Annotated in this window: 21 protein-coding genes; 11 read left to right on the top strand and 10 right to left on the bottom strand. The window is 65.3% G+C overall.

The features are described from left to right. Nucleotides 1-51 precede the first annotated feature (51 nt). Nucleotides 52-1,845: an acetyl/propionyl/methylcrotonyl-CoA carboxylase subunit alpha gene (locus tag AB0876_RS16735; protein ID WP_526042431.1), complete on the bottom strand. Its 1,794-nt coding sequence runs from the start codon at nucleotides 1,843-1,845 to the stop codon at nucleotides 52-54. A 201-nt stretch (nucleotides 1,846-2,046) separates the two neighbouring features. Here AB0876_RS16735 and AB0876_RS16730 point away from each other — a divergent pair, with 201 nt between their 5' ends. Beyond that, a complete protein-coding gene (locus AB0876_RS16730; RefSeq protein ID WP_526042430.1) occupies nucleotides 2,047-3,186 on the top strand; it encodes a DUF6199 family natural product biosynthesis protein in 1,140 nt (379 codons plus the stop codon). Between the two features lie 15 nt (nucleotides 3,187-3,201). Here AB0876_RS16730 and AB0876_RS16725 read toward each other — a convergent pair whose 3' ends face one another. The 3 genes from AB0876_RS16725 to AB0876_RS16715 all read right to left on the bottom strand — a co-directional run bounded on the left by AB0876_RS16725 (nucleotide 3,202) and on the right by AB0876_RS16715 (nucleotide 4,823). After that, the gene (locus AB0876_RS16725) at nucleotides 3,202-3,612 is read right to left on the bottom strand and encodes a SufE family protein (protein ID WP_526042762.1); all 411 of its coding nucleotides are present in this window, start codon (nucleotides 3,610-3,612) and stop codon (nucleotides 3,202-3,204) included. Nucleotides 3,613-3,614: 2 nt separating this feature from the next. After that, nucleotides 3,615-4,514, bottom strand: coding sequence for a sulfurtransferase (locus tag AB0876_RS16720; protein ID WP_064928885.1), 900 nt, complete (start codon nucleotides 4,512-4,514; stop codon nucleotides 3,615-3,617). An 81-nt stretch (nucleotides 4,515-4,595) separates the two neighbouring features. Beyond that, nucleotides 4,596-4,823, bottom strand: coding sequence for a hypothetical protein (locus AB0876_RS16715; RefSeq protein ID WP_231395893.1), 228 nt, complete (start codon nucleotides 4,821-4,823; stop codon nucleotides 4,596-4,598). A 256-nt stretch (nucleotides 4,824-5,079) separates the two neighbouring features. Between AB0876_RS16715 and AB0876_RS16710 the strand changes: the two genes are divergently transcribed. Next, complete coding sequence (locus AB0876_RS16710) at nucleotides 5,080-6,189, top strand: alpha/beta fold hydrolase (protein WP_526042429.1); 1,110 nt, start codon at nucleotides 5,080-5,082, stop codon at nucleotides 6,187-6,189. Nucleotides 6,190-6,228: 39 nt separating this feature from the next. On the opposite strand, the gene AB0876_RS16705 is transcribed toward AB0876_RS16710, so the two are convergent. From AB0876_RS16705 to AB0876_RS16690, 4 genes are all read right to left on the bottom strand, one after another. After that, the gene (locus tag AB0876_RS16705) at nucleotides 6,229-6,867 is read right to left on the bottom strand and encodes a Maf family protein (RefSeq protein ID WP_526042428.1); all 639 of its coding nucleotides are present in this window, start codon (nucleotides 6,865-6,867) and stop codon (nucleotides 6,229-6,231) included. Between the two features lie 11 nt (nucleotides 6,868-6,878). Next, nucleotides 6,879-7,127, bottom strand: a complete 249-nt coding sequence (locus AB0876_RS16700) for an acyl-CoA carboxylase epsilon subunit (RefSeq protein WP_526042427.1) — start codon at nucleotides 7,125-7,127, stop codon at nucleotides 6,879-6,881. A 20-nt stretch (nucleotides 7,128-7,147) separates the two neighbouring features. Then, on the bottom strand, nucleotides 7,148-8,776 hold the full coding sequence (locus tag AB0876_RS16695) for an acyl-CoA carboxylase subunit beta (RefSeq protein WP_055111898.1): 1,629 nt from the start codon (nucleotides 8,774-8,776) through the stop codon (nucleotides 7,148-7,150). 127 nt (nucleotides 8,777-8,903) lie between these two features. Then, complete coding sequence (locus AB0876_RS16690) at nucleotides 8,904-9,623, bottom strand: acyltransferase (protein WP_448457008.1); 720 nt, start codon at nucleotides 9,621-9,623, stop codon at nucleotides 8,904-8,906. Between the two features lie 452 nt (nucleotides 9,624-10,075). Here AB0876_RS16690 and AB0876_RS16685 point away from each other — a divergent pair, with 452 nt between their 5' ends. Genes AB0876_RS16685 through AB0876_RS16660 form a run of 6 tightly spaced genes read left to right on the top strand, consistent with a single transcriptional unit; the run spans nucleotide 10,076 to nucleotide 16,233 of the window. Continuing rightward, nucleotides 10,076-10,654: a putative colanic acid biosynthesis acetyltransferase gene (locus AB0876_RS16685; RefSeq protein ID WP_526042761.1), complete on the top strand. Its 579-nt coding sequence runs from the start codon at nucleotides 10,076-10,078 to the stop codon at nucleotides 10,652-10,654. Continuing rightward, a complete protein-coding gene (locus AB0876_RS16680) occupies nucleotides 10,645-11,889 on the top strand; it encodes a glycosyltransferase family 4 protein (RefSeq protein ID WP_526042426.1) in 1,245 nt (414 codons plus the stop codon). The genes AB0876_RS16685 and AB0876_RS16680 overlap by 10 nt, the downstream gene beginning before the upstream one ends. Continuing rightward, complete coding sequence (locus AB0876_RS16675; protein ID WP_526042425.1) at nucleotides 11,886-13,133, top strand: hypothetical protein; 1,248 nt, start codon at nucleotides 11,886-11,888, stop codon at nucleotides 13,131-13,133. Before AB0876_RS16680 ends, AB0876_RS16675 begins: the two co-directional genes overlap by 4 nt. Nucleotides 13,134-13,191: 58 nt before the next feature. Beyond that, a complete protein-coding gene (locus AB0876_RS16670) occupies nucleotides 13,192-14,505 on the top strand; it encodes an MATE family efflux transporter (RefSeq protein WP_499045173.1) in 1,314 nt (437 codons plus the stop codon). Beyond that, a complete protein-coding gene (locus tag AB0876_RS16665; RefSeq protein ID WP_499045175.1) occupies nucleotides 14,498-15,661 on the top strand; it encodes a glycosyltransferase in 1,164 nt (387 codons plus the stop codon). The genes AB0876_RS16670 and AB0876_RS16665 overlap by 8 nt, the downstream gene beginning before the upstream one ends. Before the next feature lie 20 nt (nucleotides 15,662-15,681). Continuing rightward, nucleotides 15,682-16,233 (top strand): YdcF family protein, encoded by a 552-nt coding sequence (locus AB0876_RS16660; protein WP_463789970.1) that lies wholly within the window; start codon nucleotides 15,682-15,684, stop codon nucleotides 16,231-16,233. Between the two features lie 9 nt (nucleotides 16,234-16,242). Here AB0876_RS16660 and AB0876_RS16655 read toward each other — a convergent pair whose 3' ends face one another. Then, nucleotides 16,243-16,632 (bottom strand): hypothetical protein, encoded by a 390-nt coding sequence (locus AB0876_RS16655; protein ID WP_448442523.1) that lies wholly within the window; start codon nucleotides 16,630-16,632, stop codon nucleotides 16,243-16,245. After that, the gene (locus AB0876_RS16650; protein ID WP_499045179.1) at nucleotides 16,629-17,018 is read right to left on the bottom strand and encodes a hypothetical protein; all 390 of its coding nucleotides are present in this window, start codon (nucleotides 17,016-17,018) and stop codon (nucleotides 16,629-16,631) included. The genes AB0876_RS16655 and AB0876_RS16650 overlap by 4 nt, the downstream gene beginning before the upstream one ends. 307 nt (nucleotides 17,019-17,325) lie before the next feature. Between AB0876_RS16650 and AB0876_RS16645 the strand changes: the two genes are divergently transcribed. From AB0876_RS16645 to AB0876_RS16635, 3 genes are all read left to right on the top strand, one after another. Beyond that, nucleotides 17,326-18,786: a sugar transferase gene (locus AB0876_RS16645; protein ID WP_448442527.1), complete on the top strand. Its 1,461-nt coding sequence runs from the start codon at nucleotides 17,326-17,328 to the stop codon at nucleotides 18,784-18,786. Nucleotides 18,787-18,854: 68 nt separating this feature from the next. Continuing rightward, nucleotides 18,855-19,880 (top strand): GDP-mannose 4,6-dehydratase, encoded by a 1,026-nt coding sequence (gene gmd, locus AB0876_RS16640; protein WP_064886501.1) that lies wholly within the window; start codon nucleotides 18,855-18,857, stop codon nucleotides 19,878-19,880. Beyond that, nucleotides 19,829-20,872 carry a GDP-L-fucose synthase family protein gene (locus AB0876_RS16635; RefSeq protein WP_498885156.1) on the top strand — a complete coding sequence of 348 codons (1,044 nt, stop codon included), beginning with the start codon at nucleotides 19,829-19,831 and terminating at the stop codon, nucleotides 20,870-20,872. Before gmd ends, AB0876_RS16635 begins: the two co-directional genes overlap by 52 nt. Nucleotides 20,873-20,880 lie beyond the last annotated feature (8 nt).

Below are 20,880 nucleotides of genomic sequence, written 5' to 3'. Positions count from 1 at the left end.
ACAAGATTCAACAGAATCCGTGCCACAAGTGGCCACTCGGCGTGAGAAGAATTACTTGATCTCGGCGATCACGGTGCCCTGGGTGATGGCGGCACCGGCCTCGACGGCCAACCCCGTGATGACGCCGTCCTTGTGGGCGGTCACCGGGTTCTCCATCTTCATGGCCTCCAGAACCACCACGAGGTCGCCTGCGGCCACCTCCTGGCCCTCCTCGACGGCCACCTTGACCACGGTGCCCTGCATCGGCGCGGTCACCGAGTCACCCGAGGCTGCCGCGCCGCCGCTGGCGCCGCGCTTGCGGGCCTTGGGCTTCTTGCGGATCGCGCCGGGGGCAGCGCCGCCGCCTCCGCCGAGCGCCAGGTCACCGGGCAGCGACACCTCGAGGCGACGCCCACCGACCTCGACGACCACGGTCTGGCGAGGAATGGTGTCCTCTTCCTCGATCGGATCGCCACCGGTGAACGGTTCGACGGTGTTGTCCCACTCGGTCTCGATCCAGCGGGTGTGGACGGTGAAACCGTCCTCGTCGCCGATGAAGGCGGGGTCGGACACCACAGCCCGGTGGAACGGGATGACGGTGGCCAGGCCCTCGACGTTGAACTCTGCCAGCGCACGGCGGGAGCGGGCCAGAGCCTCATCGCGGGTGGCACCGGTGACGATCAGCTTGGCCAGCATCGAGTCGAACTGACCGCCGATGACCGAGCCGCTCTCCACACCGGAGTCCATCCGGACGCCCGGGCCGGTCGGGGCCTCGAACTTGGTGACCGGACCGGGGGCAGGCAGGAAGCCGCGGCCGGCGTCCTCGCCGTTGATGCGGAACTCGAAGGAGTGGCCGCGCGGAGTCGGGTCCTCGGTGATATCCAGGGCTTCGCCGTTGGCGATCTTGAACTGCTGCAACACCAGGTCGATGCCCGAGGTCTCCTCGGTGACGGGGTGTTCCACCTGCAGGCGGGTGTTGACCTCGAGGAAGGAGATCAGGCCGTCCTGGCCGACCAGGTACTCGACGGTGCCGGCACCGTAGTAACCAGCCTCCTTGCAGATGCGCTTGGCGGACTCGTGGATCTCCTTGCGCTGCGCGTCGGTCAGGAACGGCGCGGGGGCCTCCTCGACCAGCTTCTGGAAGCGGCGCTGCAGCGAGCAGTCGCGGGTACCGGCGACGATGACGTTGCCGTGGGTATCGGCGATGACCTGAGCCTCGACGTGGCGCGGCTTGTCCAGGTAGCGCTCGACGAAGCACTCACCGCGACCGAACGCCGCGACGGCCTCACGGGTCGCCGACTCGAACAGCTCCGGGATCTCCTCGAGCGTGCGGGCCACCTTCATGCCGCGACCGCCACCACCGAAGGCGGCCTTGATCGCGACCGGCACGCCGAACTCCTTGGCGAACGCCACGACCTCGTCGGCATCCTTGACCGGGTCCGGGGTGCCCGGCACCAGCGGCGCCTTGGCCTTGGCGGCGATGTGGCGCGCGGTGACCTTGTCACCGAGATCCCGGATCGACTGCGGGCTGGGCCCGATCCAGATCAGCCCGGCATCGAGCACGGCCTGGGCGAAGTCGGCGTTCTCCGACAGGAAGCCGTAACCCGGGTGGATCGCGTTGGCGCCGGACTTCGCGGCGGCGTCCAGGAGCTTCTCGAACACCAGGTAGGACTCGGCTGAGGTCTGGCCCCCCAAGGCGAAAGCTTCATCGGCAAGCCGTACGTGCGGTGCATCGGCGTCTGGTTCGGCGTACACGGCCACGCTGGCAAGTCCAGCGTCTTTAGCGGCGCGGATCACCCGGACCGCGATCTCCCCGCGATTGGCGACCAGCACCTTGGAGATCTTTGAGCTGGCGTGGTTGGCCACGGTGCCTCCTCGGCAGTTCTCTAAGAAACGTCTTTAAGAATCTATCGCGGGCAGTTTATGCGCCGCACCTTGAGGCTTCCCAATCCGGTATCGGTTACCGGTGAGTAGGTTTCGCGCTGGATTTCTCGGTGAACTCATCAGCCCTGCTGACGGGCTGAAATACCGAGTCGACCGACAGCCCGACGCTATTACTGTTGGTCCGTGGGTGTGGGGATTTTTCTGATTGTCGTGGGCGTGTTGGTGGGCGGCGTGATGGCGGCGGCGCCGCGGGGCATCTGGTGGGCCACGCAGTCCTGGAAGTTCCGCCATCCCGAGGCCAACGAACCGAGCGATGTGGCCTACGGGATGACCCGGGCCGGCGGCATGTTCGTGATCCTTCTCGCGCTGTTCGTGGGCTGGTCAGTCATTCACAGTGACTTCCAACGGAAGGACCGCCGCGAGGCGCAGGCGCAGCAGCAGGCGGCTGAGGCGGCCTTCGTGGTGCCACAACCCGAGACACGCGGTCTGCTGCCGGTGATCGGCTATATAGCCAGGTACGTGCCCGTGGGCGTCTCGGTCGACTTGTATTACACGGCGCCGTCCCGGTCGGTGCCGGGCTACATCCGGACCATGTCGGAGCGGTTCACCTACCCGTGCGCGTCGGTCCCGACGAAGACTCCAAGTGACGACGGGCGCCTCGACGTGACGATCGGCCTCTCCTGGGCACCGGAGCGCCTCGGCGATATGGACCAGAACGATTCTTGTCGGATCGGCAACGGGGCCAAGCTGGAAAAGGTCTCCCTGGGCCCGTTCCCGGCCGCGGCGCCGGTAATCACCACCAGCGGACCGATCCTGACAGAAGACGGCAACGGGGTGGCTGCAGCGGTCGGCAATGTCGTTCCCGAACTCGCCGAGGTGCCCAACGCGGACGGCTCCGTTCCGCTCGTTTCCGACCGCGGAGCGCTGCCGATCGTGGGTTACGCCATCGCGGCCGGATCCGGCGGCATCCACAAGGACGCGCAATTCCTGGAGGTGTCGTATCTCGTCCCGAAGGGCGTCCAGGTCGAGGACGGCATTTCGTCGAGCAGTCCGTCCGGGGGCTGTCAGGCGGTGCCCACGGTGTCCGGCCTCGGTACGCCCACTGTGACAGTCAACGTGCGGCTGCGTTGGTCCGAGGCCGGCCGGCACCCCGCCACGGACGATGCGCAGTGCCGGGCCGGAGGTTCGCAAGTGCGGGTGAAAACCAGTCGGTGGGGTGAAATCACCGATAGCACAACGATTGTCACCGACGGTCCGGTATCGAACGAGGCCGCTGTCGAGGTTTCCGGCGCGGCGCCGGGGAATCGGGTGCCGCGGAGCTGACCTGCCTTCGCCGGCTCAGGCGCCGCGCAGCCGCCGCTTGATTCGCGTCAGCATCGCCGACATACCGCGAAGCCGCAGCGGGCTGATCAACGCGGCCAGGCCCAGCGCGGTGTAGAAGTCATCGGGCACCGCCAAGATGTCATCGGCGGACTGGCCGTCCAGACCGGTGGCCAGGATCGCGGCGAAGCCGCGCGTCGTCGGAGCCTCCGGGGGAGCGCTGAAGTACAGCCGCACCTCGTCCCGGTCGGACGCGTCGACGTCGAGGAACAACGGGGACTGGCACTCCGGCACCGGCTCCATTGCCGCTTCCTCAAGATGAGTCGGCAAAGGGGGCAGCTCGTTGGCGAACTCCAACAACAGCTGCAACTTATCCTGGCCGGCAACCTCCTGGAAGTCGGAGACGACCTCGGCCAGGGCGGCCGGCATCGTCACGGAGCTTCGCCCGGATCGGGACCGACAGCCACCGGGACCCGCACGGCGTTGCCCCACTCGGTCCACGAGCCGTCGTAGTTGCGCACCCCGGGCAGCCCCAGCAGGTGGGTCAACACGAACCACGTGTGGCTGGAGCGCTCACCGATGCGGCAGTAGACGACTGTTTCCGGGGTCACGCCGTCGGAGGGCTTGAGGAAACCGTAGAGCTCCTCGAGCTCGGCGCGACTACGGAACTGACCGCTGTCCCGGGCCGCCTTGGCCCAGGGGATCGACTTCGCCGTCGGAATGTGCCCGCCGCGAAGCGCGCCCTCTTCCGGATAGTCGGGCATGTGGGTGCGTTCGCCGGTGTACTCCTGGGGCGAGCGGACGTCGATCAGCGGTTGCTTGCCGAGGATGTCCAGTACGTCGTTGCGGTAGGCCCGGATCGGGGCGTCGTTGCGCTCCACGACCGGATAGCCGCTGGACTGACGGGTGGGCACCTCGAGCGTGGTGTCGCGACCGTGGGAAACCCACAGGTCGCGGCCGCCGTCGAGCAGGCGCACGTCGGGGTGCCCGAACAGGGTGAACACCCACAGGGCGTAGGCCGCCCACCAGTTGCTCTTGTCGCCGTAGATGACGACGGTGTCGTCGCGGCTGATGCCCTTGCGATCCATCAGCTCGGCGAACTGCTCACCGTTGATGTAGTCGCGCACATTGGGGTCGTTGAGGTCGAGATGCCAGTCGATCTTGACCGCACCGGGGATGTGGCCGGTGTCGTAGAGAAGGACATCCTCGTCGGATTCGACGATGGCCAAGCCGGGCCGACCCAGGTTGCTGGCCAGCCAATCGGCGGTGACCAGGCGCTCCGGATGGGCGTACTCGGCAAGAGTGGGGCTGGGATCAGCAGGCAGCGGCACACCATGAGCGTACCGTCGGTCCGGATATTCGCGATGTGGCAGTGTCGGTGACCGGCGTGGATTTGCCGCCCAGGCGGTGAGTCACGCGGTGAACGCGACCTCGTAGGCCACGGCGAAACGGCGGACGCCGTTGTTGGCGCGGAAGAGCGAGCCGCCGTTCTGAGACCAGGTCACCACGCGCAGCAGACGCTTGCCGGGAGACAGGCGCTTGGAGATGATGTCGGCGAATGCGGCGCGCAGCCGCTCCAGATCACAGGTCTCGAAGTCGCGTGCTACACGAACATCCCACATTGTTTCTTCGACTGGCATCGGCCCAGTGTCAACCCACAGTTGAGACTATTCGCGACATCGACGCGGCGTGGCGCCAGGCGAAAAGGTTGCAATTTGATCACTCCGCGCAACCGCGGGCGTCGGAAAGTCGGCGGCAGACGGTGGCGTGCCCCCGAACTGCATTGAGCCCCAACACATGAGGCCGCCCGGGCAGGCGCAGTGCCGGCGGCTCCCTGCCATCGGGTTTACAAATGCCCCGCCGGGGTATACCCGTTTCCAAAACGAAGGAGCCGGGATGGACGCGGTGGCAACCGATCTCGCGGGACGAGGGGTGCGCTTCGAGCATCACGTGCTCGAACTCGACGATGGCCTCCAGGTCGGAGTCTCGATCGGGGGCCACGGCGTGCCCATGGTCTTCCTGCACGGCCTCGGCCTCAACCGCCGGCATTACCTGCGATTGCTCAACCGTATCGCCGCACTCGGATTTCTCGTCGTGGCGATCGACGTTGCCGGGCACGGAGACACTGTCGATTTGCCTTGTGAGGCAGATGAATTGAACGACCGCACTGATTTGGTCTTGCGTACGCTCGATGTACTCGGTATTCGGCGTGCTGTTCTCGCCGGTCATTCGATGGGCGGCCGGATAGTCATACAACTCGCCGCGATCGCGCCCGACCGGGTACTTGCGGCGCTGCTCATCGACGCTGCGGCAGGGGCGTCGTTCGACGCCGCCCTTGAGACGACCATGCGGTCACCACGGCTGATGATGCGCGCCGTGGCCGGAGCCGTCTCCGACATGTATCGCGACCCGATCTGGATGAAGGTAGCCGCCGTCAACCGGTACCTGCGAATGCTGACCGCGGTGTCGATGGGCAAAATGCTGCCGCACACCGGTTTCGCCGGCGCCGCGCGCGCCTTGATGCGATCCGATAAATGCGGCTCCCTACTGCGAAAGTTGCGGGATCGGGAGGTCCCCACGATGGTGCTGCACGGGGAAAGTGACGGCATAGTGCCGTTCGAGTGCGCGGTGGAACTGGCGGATGAGGCCGACGCGACGCTGTACCGGATACCCGGTGCCTACCATTCCTGGCTGATAAACGATCCGTGGCGGGGCGCCGATGCGGTGCGCCAACTTCTCGACCGCGAACTCGGCGCAGCCCTGCGCTGCGAGGCCACCGCGGTCGGCCTGGACGACTGGCGCGACGCGCAGGCGTGGGAGACGGCGTTGATCGAACCCGACGCGTGGGTGCACCGGCTCACCGCCGGAGCCAAGACGATCGGGGCCGGCCGGCGCCTGCGTGTCGAGCGCGTCGAGATGGAGCTGATCCGTCGGGCGTCGAAGGAGGTCGTGCGGATCGCCGCAGCTCGCACGGCCAGAAGAAGGCGGGTCGCACGCCCGGCATGAGGGTTTCACGCCCGTGGGTGTGAGGGCGCCCCTCGGCCTTCAGAGCTGCGCCGAACCCGCCCAGAGTCGTGCGACGGACAGACCACACTCGGCGAGCATCCGACGTAGCAGCGGGAGGCTCAGCCCGATCACGTTGGACGGATCGCCTTCGATGCCTTCGATGAACCAGCCACCCAGCCCGTCGAGCGTGAAACCGCCTGCGACACCGAGTGGTTCGCCGCTGCGTAGATAGGCTTCCAGATCCGATTCCGTCGGCGAGCCGAAATGCACTGCGGTGATACCGGTATCGGCCAGCCGGTGGGTGACGGTGCCGTCGCGGACCACGAGTACGGCATGACCGGAGTACAGCTGGGCCGTCCGGCCCGCCATGGCCTGCCATTGCTGCCGCGCGGTATCGACGTCCCCGGGCTTGCCGCACAAGCGTCCGTCGAGAAACAGCATCGAGTCACAACCGATGACCACGCAGTCCGCGGCGATGGCGGCCGGAACATGGGATGCCACCTCGTCTGCCTTGGCTGCGGCCAGGCCGCTCACCACGCGCTCGGGCGGTGCATCGGCCAATGATGCGATGACGGCGTCCTCGTCGACGCCTGACACCACCACCAACGGATCGAGGCCGGCCTGGCGCAGAACGCCAAGCCGGCCTGTCGATGCCGAACCCAGGACGACCCGGGTCATTCAGCTATCCACTAGCGCCGCATGTGGGTGCGCTCCAGCAGCGTCACCCGCTGCCAGCTGAAGATCGAGTAGCGCAGCTTGTCCACCGGGTGGCCCCACAGATTGCGATCCCGCAGTACAGGGCCGGTGTCGCCGCCACCCGCAGTGCTGAGGACGGCCATCAGCGCGGCCATCTCCTCATCGGTGGGCTGACCACGCAGCACCTTGATGTGTGCCTCGTGGTCGGCCTTGACCTCTTCGGTGGCGGTTTCGTCAGCCACAGTCGCCTCGCTCGCCCCGCTCACAGTGGGATGTTTCCGTGCTTCTTCGGCGGCATCTGGATGATCTTGCGCTCCAGCAGTCGCAGTGCATTGGCCACGTAGCCGCGGGTGTGCGACGGCGGGATGACCGCGTCGACGTAACCGCGCTCCGCCGCGATGTACGGGTTGACCAGAGTGTCCTCGTAGGTCTGCTGCAGTTCCAGGCGCAGCGCATCAACATCTTGGCCGTCCTGCGCCGCCTGTTTGAGCTGCGAGCGGTAGACGAAGCCCACCGCGCCCGAGGCACCCATCACGGCGATCTGGGCCGTCGGCCAGGCCACGACCACGTCGGCGCCCATGTCCTTCGAGCCCATCACGCAGTACGCGCCACCGTAGGACTTGCGGGTGATGACGGTGACCTTGGCGACCGTGGCCTCACCGTAGGCGTAGAGCAGCTTGGCGCCGCGGCGGATGATGCCGTTGTACTCCTGGTCCGTGCCGGGCAGGAAGCCCGGGACGTCGACCAGCAGGACGATCGGGATGTTGAAGCAGTCGCACGTCCGGATGAACCGGGCGGCCTTCTCCGAGGCGTTGATGTCGAGGCAGCCGGCGAACTGGGTGGGCTGGTTGGCCACGATGCCCACCGGGCGACCGTCGACCCGGCCGAAGCCGACCACGATGTTGCCGGCGTACCCGGCCTGCACCTCGAGGAACTCGTCGTCGTCGAGGATGCGGGTGATGACCTCGTGCATGTCGTACGGCTGATTCGGGGAGTCCGGGATCAGCGTGTCGAGCTCGATGTCCTCGTCGGTCAGGGTCTCTTCGATCGAGCCCTGCGCCGGTGCGACCGGGTAGTGCGGCGGCTCGGCGTAGTTGTTCGGGGGCAGGTAGCTCAGCAGATCGCGGACGTACTCGAAGGCGTCCTGCTCACCCGAGGCGACGTAGTGCGCGGTACCGGACTTGGCCATGTGGGTGTGGGCGCCGCCCAGCTCCTCCATGGTGACGTCCTCGCCGGTGACGGTCTTGATGACGTCCGGGCCGGTGATGAACATCTGGCTGGTCTGGTCGACCATGACGATGAAGTCGGTCAAGGCGGGGGAGTACACGTGGCCACCGGCCGCCGCGCCCATGATCAGCGAGATCTGCGGGATGACACCCGAGGCCTTGATGTTGTTGTGGAAGATCCGGCTGTACAGGCCGAGGGAGACCACACCCTCCTGGATGCGGGCGCCGGCGCCGTCGTTGATGCCGATCAGGGGGCGGCCGGTCTTGATGGCCAGCTCCTGGACCTTGACGATCTTCTCGCCGTAGACCTCGCCGAGGCTGCCGCCGAAGACGGTGGCGTCCTGGCTGAAGATGCAGACGTCGCGGCCGTCGATGGTGCCGTAGCCGGTGATCACACCGTCGCCCAGCGGCCGGTTGTTCTCCAGGCCGAAGTTGGTGCTGCGGTGCTTGGCGAGCGCGTCGAGCTCGACGAACGAACCTTCGTCGAGCAGCGCGAGGATGCGCTCTCGGGCCGTCAGCTTGCCCTTGGCGTGCACCTTCTCCACGGCTTCTTCGCCGACAGGATGCAGCGTCTCCTCGGCCCGCCTCTTGAGATCAGCCAGCTTGCCTGCAGTGGTGTGGATGTCCACCTGGTGCTCGGCGGACGGCTCGGTAACGCTCGTCATGGGTCACGATGCTATCGGTAACCCTAAGACTGGTCTAAGAGAGGTGGGCGTGGCGCGCGTCACGCTCCGTCCGGACTGAGACGTGTCCACGCATGGGGCAAATGGGTTCGCGGGGCGTGCAGGCCGGTCAGGGACCGAACGGTCCGGTGTCGAGCGCACGGTCCTCGGGCAGCACACCCATGGGGCTGTCGATCACATGTTCGGTCATGCTGAGCGTGTCGCGGTCGAAGTACTCACCATGGGTCTCCCGCTTCCAGGTGGCCGGCGACCCGGCGTACAGCCCGCGCTTCGACTCAGGTGTCGATCCGCGGGTCAGGGTCGAATTGGCGGCCAGCAGCGACTGATCGGGAAGGTGGCTGTCCTTCAGCATCACGGCTCGGCTGCCGACCAGTGAATGGTGTCCGACGGTTATCCGGCCGACCGTTTGGCGCTTGTGGGCGAAATCGGGCTCGTGGGTCTGCAGGAGGCACCGGTTGCCGCCGACCGCGGCGTACTCGCGGACGACGATCGTGCCGGAGCAGTCCGCGTAGTGCCTGCTGCCCAGCTTCGCGCCGTAGCCGAGGAACAGCGTCCCGGCCCGAGCGTCGAGTTGCTGGAAGGCGGGGTGTGCCGATATCCAATTCCACGATTCCATCGCCGCGTAGTCGTCGAAACGCACCAACCCCAGCCCGCGGACCACATTGAATGCTCCGATCCGAGTGCCTTCGCCCAGCTCAAAACGCCCGACGTTGCGGACAACGGTCGGACCGACTCTGGCGGTGCCGGCGATTCGATGACCGAACAACCGCAGTACCCGGTTCTTGAACGACGACGGCGGAAGTAGAAGCCAGCAAAGCATTTCCAGCATCGATACGCCTTTCTCCGCCAGTGGTCCCATGGCGGACATCGTCGGTCGGTACTGCCGAATCTACTGACGCCGGACCACTCACGCGTTTACCGCTACGACAGTTTGTGGGGCGGATCACGGAGGCCACGAGATGAGGTACACACCGATATCCGTGTGGGCACAGCTGATTCGGGGTAGATCAGGACGACGACCCGAAAGTGCTGATCCACGCTCTGACAGGTGACGGGTGCCAGATCGCTTGTCGTTGCGTATGGTCGGGACGTCACGCCAGTGTCGCAGACACTGGGTGCCCACGACCTGGATCAGTGACCGGGGTCGTGATGAAAATGCCGGTACGGCGCCGGGGGACGTCCGACAAGCGAACATTGTGATGTCGCGTGATTGCGCAATCGTTGTTGTTGTGGACCTCCGTGCGCCGCCAAGCGGACGGGAGCTTTCACCTGATCGCGCCAATGTCATCAACGTCATCGAGCGAACTGCCCTCCACCGGCAATCGATTTGCGCTCTCCGGCTTTGCCGGGACGGGCTATGACCGCGGCCGGAGTCTGCCGGTGCAGATCATGTGGCTGGTCGTTTCGCGATCCGTTCTGTTCCGGTGGTGGATGCCGAACCGGGTGCGGGTTGCCGTACTGCGGGCATTCGGCGCCAGGATTGGGATCGGCGCGCTGATCCGCCACGACGTCAAAATCCACTGGCCGTGGAAGCTCGACGTGGGCGCGTATTCGTGGATCGGTGAGGGTGCGTGGATACTCAACCTCGAAAATGTGAAAATCGGATCGAATTCGTGTGTCTCCCAAGATGTTCTGCTGTGCACCGGTAGCCATGATCGGGCCAGTCCGACGTTCGAGTTCGATAATGGGCCCATCGTGATAGGTGACCAGGTCTGGCTGGCTGCCCGCGCAACCGTGTTGCGGGGGGTGCGAATCGGCGACGGCGCGACCATCGCCGCGACCACTCTTGTCTCCCAGGACGTTCCGGCCGGTCATACGCTGTTCCCGCCGCGGCCGACGAAGGGGGCCGCATGCGGGTGACGATCATCGGTATCAACTACGCGCCGGAAGTGACCGGAATAGCCCCGTATACCACCGGGATTGCCGAAGGACTCGCCGAGCGTGGACATGACGTCACGGTGATCACCGGGTTGCCGCATTACCCCCAGTGGCGTGTCGCCCAGGAGTACCAAGGCGTGCGCCGCTGTACCGAGGCGGTGCGAGGTGTGACTGTGCACCGCGTCGGCCATTACGTGCCAGACGCGCACAGCGCACTGGGCCGAATCCGGATGGAGGCCAGCTTCGGATCTGCGGTGGCCAGCCACAAGTGGGATGACCCCGAGGTGGTGATCACCGTGAGTCCCGCGCTGCTGTCCGCCGCTCCCGTGGTCGCGCGGGCCCGGTTGTCGAAGACCCCGGTCGGGGTCATCGTGCAGGACGTGTACAGCAAGGGCGTGGTGGAAACCGGGGCGGTCGGAGGGCGGTCCGCCGCGGTGGCCGCCCGGCTGGAATCGACGGTCCTGAGGTCCGCAACCGGCGTCGCGGTCATTCACCCACGGTTTGCCGATTCACTGGCCGAGATCGGCGTGCGCAGTGACGATCTGGCTGTCATCCGGAATTGGACCCATATCGACGACGCCGACCCTGCGAGCGCACCGTCGGCAGTGCGAGAGAAGTACGGTTGGCAGCCCAACGAGACCATCGTGATGCACACCGGCAATATGGGTGTGAAGCAGGGCCTTGAAAACGTGGTTGCCGCAGGGAAACTCGCCGGTGACGCGGAGGTCGACGACCCCGACATCCGCTTTGTCCTGGTCGGCGACGGTAACCAGCGTCGCCTGCTCGACGCTATCGCCCGGGACGCCGAAGCCGTGCAACTGATCGACCCGTTGCCTGACGGCGAGTTTCGCGCGGCGCTGGCTGCCGCGGACATCCTGCTCGTCAACGAGCGTCCCGGAGTGGGCGAGATGGCCGTTCCGAGCAAGCTGACGTCGTACTTCGCTGCGGCCAAGCCGATTATCGCCGCCACCGAACCGACCAGCGGAAGCGCCGAAGAGCTTCGTGCATCCGGAGCCGGACTCGTCATTCCGCCGGGTGATCCAGAATCCCTTGTCGACTCGGTGCGACAGCTCGCCGGCGATGAGCAGACCCGGCAGCGATTCGGCTCCTGCGGGGCGCGATATGCCCGCGATCGCCTCGGCGCGGCCAATGCGGTTGCGCAGTATGAGAAGTGGGTGAGCGATCTGGCTTCCGCTGCCCGAGGACTGCCGGCGTGACCACTCAGGTAAGTCGCAACGACTGCTTTTACGCCGGGCAGCCGGCCACCTATCTGGTGGGGCCGCTGGAGCGGGTGCTCCCGCCGGACCTGCTCAAAGCGCGGCTGCAGACCATCGCTGTGGCGGGACCGCAGAACCGCCTAGGCTTGCGTCCGACCCGCAGGTCGCGGCACTGGGATTTCGATCCGGCGTGCGACGGGGTGGTGCTGACCAGCGGCCCGGCCCCGGATATTTCTGACCCCGCCCGGGCGATGCTCGACCTGCTGGCCGGTGGTCCGGCGGTTCCGCCGGCTACCGTGCACGTCCACATCGCGGACCGATGGCTGTTTCTGAATTTCGACCACGGTCTCGGTGGCGGACGGCTGTTCAGCGAGGTGATCGCAGCGGCCGGCTCGGAAAGTCACGGATTCAGTGAACCCGCACCCGTGGCGACCACCAGTAACCCTGGCCTGCGTGCCTTTGCCCACACCGCGCGCAAAGAACCCATGCGCCTGCTGCGGGCACTGGACGAACCGCTGCGCCGCAGTGCCGCCGTGGTTCCCACCGGGCAATTCGATGAACCGGAATCGTTGGCATACGCCCGAAGCCGACCCGGCTTCCTGGAAGAGGTGCGGGCGAACCGTGACATCTGCCTGCCACGCGCACCGCTGGCGGCCATCGTCCTCTCGGCCTTTCTGGACGGACTGTGCAGCCACGGAATAACGCCGGAAGACGAGGTCGGCCTCCTGGTCGACCTGGGGCGGTACCTTCCGCCCGGGGCGGGCACCTTGGCGAATTTCGTCGGCATCGCGCCCATACAGGTTGCGCCACCTTACGACCCGGCCCTGGTGGCCGGTGCGATAAGCGAGTACACGCACGGGTGCCGAGCCCTGGTCCGGTACGGCATGGCATACGCCGCGCGGCTCCGTACCCGTCCAGCCGACCTTCCCCGTTGGCAGACCAACAGCCGACGGGCCCGGATCGTCGTGACCGACCACGCCAACTCGGCTGCGGGCAGCAAGATTTCCTGGGCGACCACGCCGAACGGACACCACTTCGTCCGCAAGGCGCCGGTGCGCTACTCGAACCAGATCTCGTTGGCCGTCAACCGCGTCGACTCCGAACTGCATCTCACCGCGTCGTACTACGAAAGCACATTCGACCCCGAGACGATTTCCGCGGTCCTCGACCGGATCGTGGCGACAGATTCGCCGCTGGTGCGCATGGGCCAGATTGCAACACCGAACAGTCGGGTGGGGCGGTGAGATGGTTCGGACACCGATGCCGTCGACTGAGAGTGGGCCGCGAACACGCTCGACAGGGGTGATCACCACCGCCGACCAGGTGTTGTCGAGCGCCAGCAATGCGCTGATGGTCTTTGCGGTGGCCCAGGTTTCACCGGCCGAGCAGTTCGGGATCGTCGCCCTGCTCGTCACGGTGGCCACCACCTGGATCGGCTTCAACCGGGGGGCGCTGGGTACCGCGCTGCTGCTGACCAGCAACATGTACCGGCGCGAGATATCGGCCGAAGGCGGGTACGCGATTAGTTGGTCGCTGCTGACATCGGTCGTCGCGGGCGCGGTATTGCTGGTCCTGTCAGGAGTTTTCGGCCAGATCTGGATCGGTGTGGCGTTCGCCGTGAGCCTGGTTGCCGTCCTGGCCCAGGATGTGCTGCGATTCGTCGCGATCGCACAAGGCAGACCACTCGCCGCGGCCGTCTGTGATGGGTTCTGGGTGGTGTGGATCCTGGCCGTCTACCTGGTCAACCTGATCACCTCCGGGATGTCGGCAGTGGTCACGGTGTACCTGTGGGGTGTGGGCGGACTCGTTTCGGCGGTGGTGCTGATGCGGGTCCTGCAGACCAGACCACGGGGTCATCGCCTCGTCGGGTGGTGGCGCACGTATGACCGTGCCCGGCTGAGATTCGGAATTGTCTATGCGCTCAACCAGGTTGGTGCCACCCTCGTGACACTGACCGTGACGGTAGTGGTGAGCGGCACCGCGGCGGCCGGGCTGCGCGGCGCGGCGACACTGTTCGGGCCGATTGCAATGCTGGTGTCGGCATTGCCTCTGGTGTTCGTTCCGCATGTCCGCCGTGCAGCGGCATCGATCGGCGAGCAGTGGCGGGTACTCGTCAAGACATCCATCGCTACGTCGGGTTTGACCGTGGTGGCAGGCCTGTGCCTGGCCCTCATCCCGAGCCGACTGGGCTCCGCCATCCTGGGCGACACGTGGACGTATGCCTCGGCACTCGTCGTCTATCTCGGGATCGAATGCGCGGCAATGTGCTGGATGGTCAGCGTGTACAGCTTCTTCCAGGCGCGGGGCATGAGCAGGACGGTCTTGCGGGTCAAGCTATTCCAGATCGGCCTGCAACTCGGTCTGTGCCTGTGCGCCGGACTGGCAGTGGGCACAGCGGTCGCCATCGCCATCTCGCTGGCTGTGGCGGGTGTTCTCGCCGCTCTGGTCGGTGTTGGGCTCGCCCGGCGCGTTGCATGGCACGGCGCGACTGAGGCGCCCTCTGCCGGCCAGGACGCTGCGGTCGAGTTGCAAAAGCCGTTGGAAAAGACCGGGATTGCCTGGCCGACGGTCGATGTCCTCGAAGCGGAGATGAGAGGCCGCAGGTCCGATGAGTGAGGAGTTCACCGGTGCGGTTCGGCCGGCCGTGCTTCACGTCGTTACGCTGATCACGCCGGACGGTGCCTACGGCGGGCCGGTCAGGGTGGCGTTCAACTTAACCCGACAACTGCGCGCGGCCGGTCATCGAACCCTGGTCGCGGGTGCGGTGCGCGGCTATCCGCAGATTCCCACCGTGCTCGACGGGGTTCCGGTCCGACTCGCGAAGGCCCGCAGCATCATTCCCATGTTGGGATTCTCCGGATTGCTCGCTCCGGCGCTGCTCGGCTGGATGATGCGCAACCGCAAGTCTTTCGACGTGATCCATGTGCACCTGGCACGCGATCTGATCACGTTGCCGGCGGCCGCGATCGCGCTGATGCTGCGGAAGCGCCTGGTCGTGCAGACCCACGGAATGGTCACCGACAGCAGTCATCCGATTGCACCGATCCTGGACCGCATTCTGACCCGGCCGATTCTGCGCCGAGCAGCCGCCGTTCTGTATCTGACCGAAGACGAGCGGGCCGCACTGCTACGCGTGCAACCCGAGGCTGCGGTGCGGCACCTTCGCAACGGCGTTCCCGGGTACGAAGGGGCGCACGCGGCTGCCCGTGCCGACCGGACGGCCGGGTGCGTCGAGGTGCTGTACCTGGCGCGGTTACAGGCACGGAAACGTCCCGTGCTCTTTGCGAAAGCCGCCGCCCGCCTGCTCGCGGCGGGGTGCGATGCGCGGTTCACCCTGGTCGGTCCCGACGAAGGCGAGGGGACCGAGGTTCTCGATACCATCGCGCGATCTGATAGCCGGTCCGACGAGATCCGTTGGGAGGGAGCGTTGCCACCGGACCGTACGGTGGCGCGGATGGCTGCCGCGTCCATCTACGTATTGCCCTCGGTCGATGAACCCTTTCCGATGTCGGTGCTGGAGGCGATGTCGGTCGGATTGCCTGTGGTGATCACCGAGAGCTGTGGGCTGGCGGAAACGGTGCGTGCTTCTGGTAGCGGAATCGTGGTGGATGAATCGGAGGATGCTCTGATCGAGGCGATGCGCACATTGATCATCGACCAGCAGCTGCGGGAGAAGATGAGCGCTGCTGCGCGCCAGACTGCTGCCGCGGTCTTCAGCATGGAAGCCATCGCTCGCGACCTGGCCGCCGTCTATGTGGGGGAGGACGATTGACTCGGCGCTTGCGTATCGGCGTGACCGTTGTCGCCACTGCCGTGGTGGTTCTTCTGCTTCTCGTCGCTGCCGTCGGCACGGTGGTGTTCCGTTACGCACCGCAGGACGACTTGCGTAAGGCCGACGCGGTGTTCGTTCTCGGTGGTGAGCACGATGGCCGCGAGGACTATGGCTTTCAACTGGTCCGCGATGGCGTCGCCCCAGTGTTGGTGTTGTCCAACCCATATCGGTCATCGGATCCGGTGATGAAGAAGGCGTGCAACCGGCGTCCACCAGGTGTCGAAGTGTTGTGCGTGCCACCGAAGCCCTCTACCACCCTCGGTGAGGCGAAGCTGATTCGGCAGTTGGCCCGCGAAAGAGGCTGGGCCACTGTGGTGGTCGCTTCCTGGCAGTACCACTTACCCCGGGCCCGTTTCATCTTCGAGCATTGTTTCTCCTCCTCGGCAGACTCCACCGTGATGCGCGCAGTACCGCGCGAATACCGCCTGTCTGCGGGCTCGTGGGAGTACACCTACCTGTACCAGTTCTTCGCGTTGGGAAAGGCGGTGATGGAGTCGAAGAAGTGTGACTGAGCCGGTGAGTCACCACTTCAGCTTGTACTGGACGCCCGCGAATACATAGACACTGAGATATCCGATCATGGCAAATGCGCTGCAGTACATGGCGGTTAACGCGAGGGTGCGCGCAGTGCGGCGGATCGTCTGCCAGGGGTACCCGCGCGGGTCGATCGCGGCCAGCGGGAGCAACACGGTGGTCATCGGCGCCGCCGTCACCAGTAGTCCCTCACCGACGAGCAGGACGGGAGGCGGCGAATCCATCGTGGTCTGCAGGGCGGTGAGACACCCCAGCAGGGCGCACACCACAGAGTTGATCGCAATGATGCGCCATCTGTCGGCATTTCGATAGAGGTAGACCGCAGCAGGGGCGCCCGCCGCAGCACCTGCCGCAACCAGCAGCAGATCGGTGATCACGGCAGGGTGTCCTCGCCTCTCGCAGGGCTCATTCGCAATCCCAGTACTGCGCCGCCGCACAGACCCGACAAGGCGCACACGGGTGCCAACAGCAGCATCGTGAGTGCGCTCAGCGCAGGCTGGTCGATGGCGAGGGCGTTGTAGCCGCTGAGGCTGGCCGCAGCTCCGGCTGCGCCCCAGGTGAAGGACCGGAACTGTTGGCGCACAGGCCAAGTGAGTGCGGCGCCCATCGCGAAACCGGAGATCGTCATTACGATCAGGGTGATCAGAAGCAGATGGGCGGGCGTATCCCATATCTGGATCGCGAGATGGCGCACCACAGCTCCGCCTACGGCGCCCACAATGATCCACCGCAGCTGCCAACTGCCGGCCGAAGTCGAGGTCATCGCTGATCAGGTTAACCGCCGCTGGTCGACGTCGTGGTGTGGGTTGTCACAACATCCGTTGCCACTGTGTGCGTTTTCGCAGCGTGTGCTCGAAAAGCGAGCTGAATTGAGTCCTTTCGTGCCGCTCTGCCCCAAACCTGCCCGGCCGACAACGATGAGGAACTGTTAGATTGCAAACGGACCGCATAATCGATGTACGACGCCCAGGGTCGCGCGGTTGTTGTTGTAAAGATTGCCGCAATTGCGCGTATGAGTGGATTGCGAGGCATTCCCGCCGGCCATGGGCCGGGGAGGTGCACGACAAAAAATGACCGTCGTGACGATGCCGCGAGAAGTGTTCAAACGCACTCGATGGCAACGGCAGTACCTGGTCAACATTCTGATCACCGACGTTCTCGTGGTGTGCGCGGCGGTGGTGCTGGCGCAGTACGTCCGTTTCGGGCAAGCGCCGGATCTTTCCAGCACCGACGGATACATCACGTCCGTTTCGATACTGTTCGGCGCCATCTGGCTGGGTGCGCTCTCGCTGTGTCGAACCAGGTCGCCGCGGGTGACCGGGGCGGGTGCCGAGGAGTACAAACGCGTTGCGTCTGCGTCTTTCTGGACCTTCGGGGGCATCGCGATAATTGCGTTCCTACTTCAGCTCGAGATTGCGCGCGGCTACCTTGCGGTTGCGCTGCCCACCGGAACCGTCACGTTGTGCCTGACCAGGTGGGGTTGGCGTCGTTACCTTGCCAAGCAACGGGCGGAGGGGCGTTATCAGACGGCGGTGATGGCGATCGGTGATGCCGATGCGGTCTCTTATCTCGCGCAGGAGTTGACCCGCGATCCGCGCGCCGGATACGCCATTGTGGCAGTGGGCATTCCAGGCTATGGAGCGCCCGCGGGCGAACGTCTCACCGTGGGCGATCAGGAAATCCCGATCATGGGTGGCGAGGAGTATGTCCTGGACGCCATCCGAGAATGCGGCGCCGACACGGTAGCCGTAACGGGCGTCGACCACTTCGGCTACGAGGGGATTCGGAAACTCATGTGGGACCTGGAGGCGATGGGAGTCGACCTCGTGGTCTCGCCGGGTGTGATGGACGTTTCCGGGGCGCGGCTAGAGATGCGGCCGGTAGCCGGATTCCCGCTGGTACATGTCGAGAAGCCGCAGTACGACGGCGCGAAGCGATTCGAGAAACGGGCATTTGACTTCGTTTTCGCGGCGGCCGCACTCGTCGTTGCCTCCCCGGTGCTGCTGGCCGCGGCGATCGCCATCAAGCTCGACAGCCGGGGACCGGTGTTCTACACGGCCGAACGCATCGGCATCGACGGCCGGCCGTTCGCAATGCTGAAGTTCCGTACGATGGTCTCGGATGCGGATCGTCAACTGGAGAGCCTGCAAAACCTGAACGAGAGCTCCGGCGGAGTTCTCTTCAAGATCAAGGACGATCCGCGCGTCACATCGGTGGGCAAGATCCTCCGCCGGCTCAGCATCGATGAGCTGCCACAGTTCGTCAACGTGCTCAGGCAGGAAATGAGCGTCGTCGGCCCTCGTCCACCGCTGCGGCAGGAGGTCGAAACCTACGATGGCGACGTTCAGCGCAGATTGCTCGTCAAGCCGGGTATCACCGGTCTGTGGCAGGTCAGTGGACGGGCGGACCTGTCTTGGCAGGAATCGGTGCGGCTGGATCTTTCCTATGTCGAGAACTGGTCGATGGTGGCCGACCTGGTCATCATCGCCAAGACCGTGCGGGCAGTGCTGCTCAGCCAGGGAGCGTACTGATCTCCAAAAGCAAATCCACCCAATGCTTTACGGGTGTACGAGATTAAGGAGAACACGCAGTGAATCAGGTGAAGAAGAAAGCCCTGATCACCGGAATCACGGGTCAGGACGGTTCTTACCTGACCGAGTTCCTGCTCAACAAGGGTTACGAGGTGCATGGGCTGATCCGTCGGTCTTCGTCCTTCAACACCGCTCGGATCGATCATCTGTACGTCGATCCACACGATCCACACGCGCAACTGTTCTTGCACTATGGCGATCTCAGCGACGGCGCGCGGTTGGTAACCCTGCTGAGCACCATCGAACCGGACGAGGTGTACAACCTGGCCGCACAATCGCATGTGCGGGTCAGCTTCGACGAACCCGAACACACGGGTGACACCACCGGTATCGGTTCCGCACGACTGCTGGAGGCCGTGCGGATCTCGAAGGTTCCGTGTCGCTTCTACCAGGCCTCCAGTTCAGAGATGTTCGGTGGTTCACCCCCTCCGCAGAACGAGCAGACAAGCTTCTATCCGCGCTCGCCCTACGGGGCAGCCAAGGTCTACTCGTACTGGATGACCCGGAATTACCGCGAGGCCTACGGGATGTTCGCCGTCAACGGGATCCTGTTCAACCACGAGTCACCGCGCCGTGGTGAGACTTTCGTGACAAGGAAGATCACCCGAGCCGCCGCGCGGATCAAAGCCGGGATCGATGAGCACCTCTATCTCGGCAACCTGGACGCGATCCGCGACTGGGGTTACGCACCGGAATACGTCGAGGGGATGTGGCGCACGCTGCAGGTCGATGAGCCCGAAGATTACGTGCTCGCCACCGGCGACCGGTACACCGTGCGCGACTTTCTCGTCGCCGCCTTCGAACATGCGGGCCTGGACTGGGAACGGCACGTCCGGTTCGACGAGCGCTACCTGCGTCCCACCGAGGTCGATGCGCTCGTCGGTGACGCCGCCAGAGCCGACCGGCTGCTCGGCTGGAGTCCGACGGTGCGTACGCCCCAACTCGCACAGATCATGGTGGAGGCCGACATCGCGCAGCTCGAATGCCTCGGCAAGCCATGGATCGACACGCCGGCCTTGGCGGGGTGGGGCTGACATTGCTTCGGAATGACCTTGTCAACACGGCACATCCGCTCGACCCCGCAGCGCCGACGTACATCGCCGGCCATCGGGGCATGGTCGGGTCCGCGATCCACCGGAAGCTGCAATCGGAGGGATTTACCGATCTCATCGGCCGGTCGCACCGTGAGTTGGATCTGACCGACCGGGCGGCGACATTCGAGTTCTTCGCGAAAACCCAACCACCGGTGGTGATTTTGGCGGCGGCGCGGGTCGGTGGAATCCTGGCGAACAAGACCTACCCGGTGGACTTCATCTCCGAGAATCTGCGGATACAGACCAACGTGATGGACGCGGCGCTCAAATACGGCACCCAGCGTCTGCTCTTTCTCGGATCGTCATGCATCTACCCGAAGATGGCAGCACAGCCGATCACCGAGGATGCATTGCTGACCGGATCCCTGGAGGAGACCAACGATGCCTACGCGATCGCGAAGATCGCCGGAATCGTGGCGGTCCAGGCGGTACGGCGGCAATACGGCTTGCCGTGGATATCGGCAATGCCGACGAACCTGTACGGGCCCGGTGACAATTTCTCCCCGACGACCTCGCACGTCCTACCGGCCTTGATCCACCGGTACGAAGAAGCGAAGGAATCGGGCAAGTCCCAGGTGACGAACTGGGGCACCGGCACCGTGCGCCGTGAGTTCATGCATGTCGACGACATGGCGTCGGCCTGTCTACATCTGCTTCAGCAGTTCGACGGGCCACAACAGGTCAACGTGGGCACCGGGACAGACCACTCGATCCGAGAGACAGCGCAGCTCGTCGCGACTGCAGTGGGATACGAGGGCGAGACGGCCTGGGACACCAGCAAGCCCGACGGCACCCCCCGCAAGCTGCTGGACATCAGCACCTTGCGGGACAGCGGTTGGCAACCGTCGATTTCGCTGCATGACGGGATCGAGCAGACCCTGGCGTGGTACCGACAGAATCGGGCGGACGTCAGGCGGGTGGCACTCGCCTGAGGGCCTGC

Source organism: Mycobacterium sp. NPDC049093, assembly GCF_040704635.1.
In the GTDB taxonomy this organism is placed as follows: Bacteria; Actinomycetota; Actinomycetes; order Mycobacteriales; family Mycobacteriaceae; genus Mycobacterium.
This window is presented reverse-complemented; position numbering and strand designations above follow the sequence as displayed.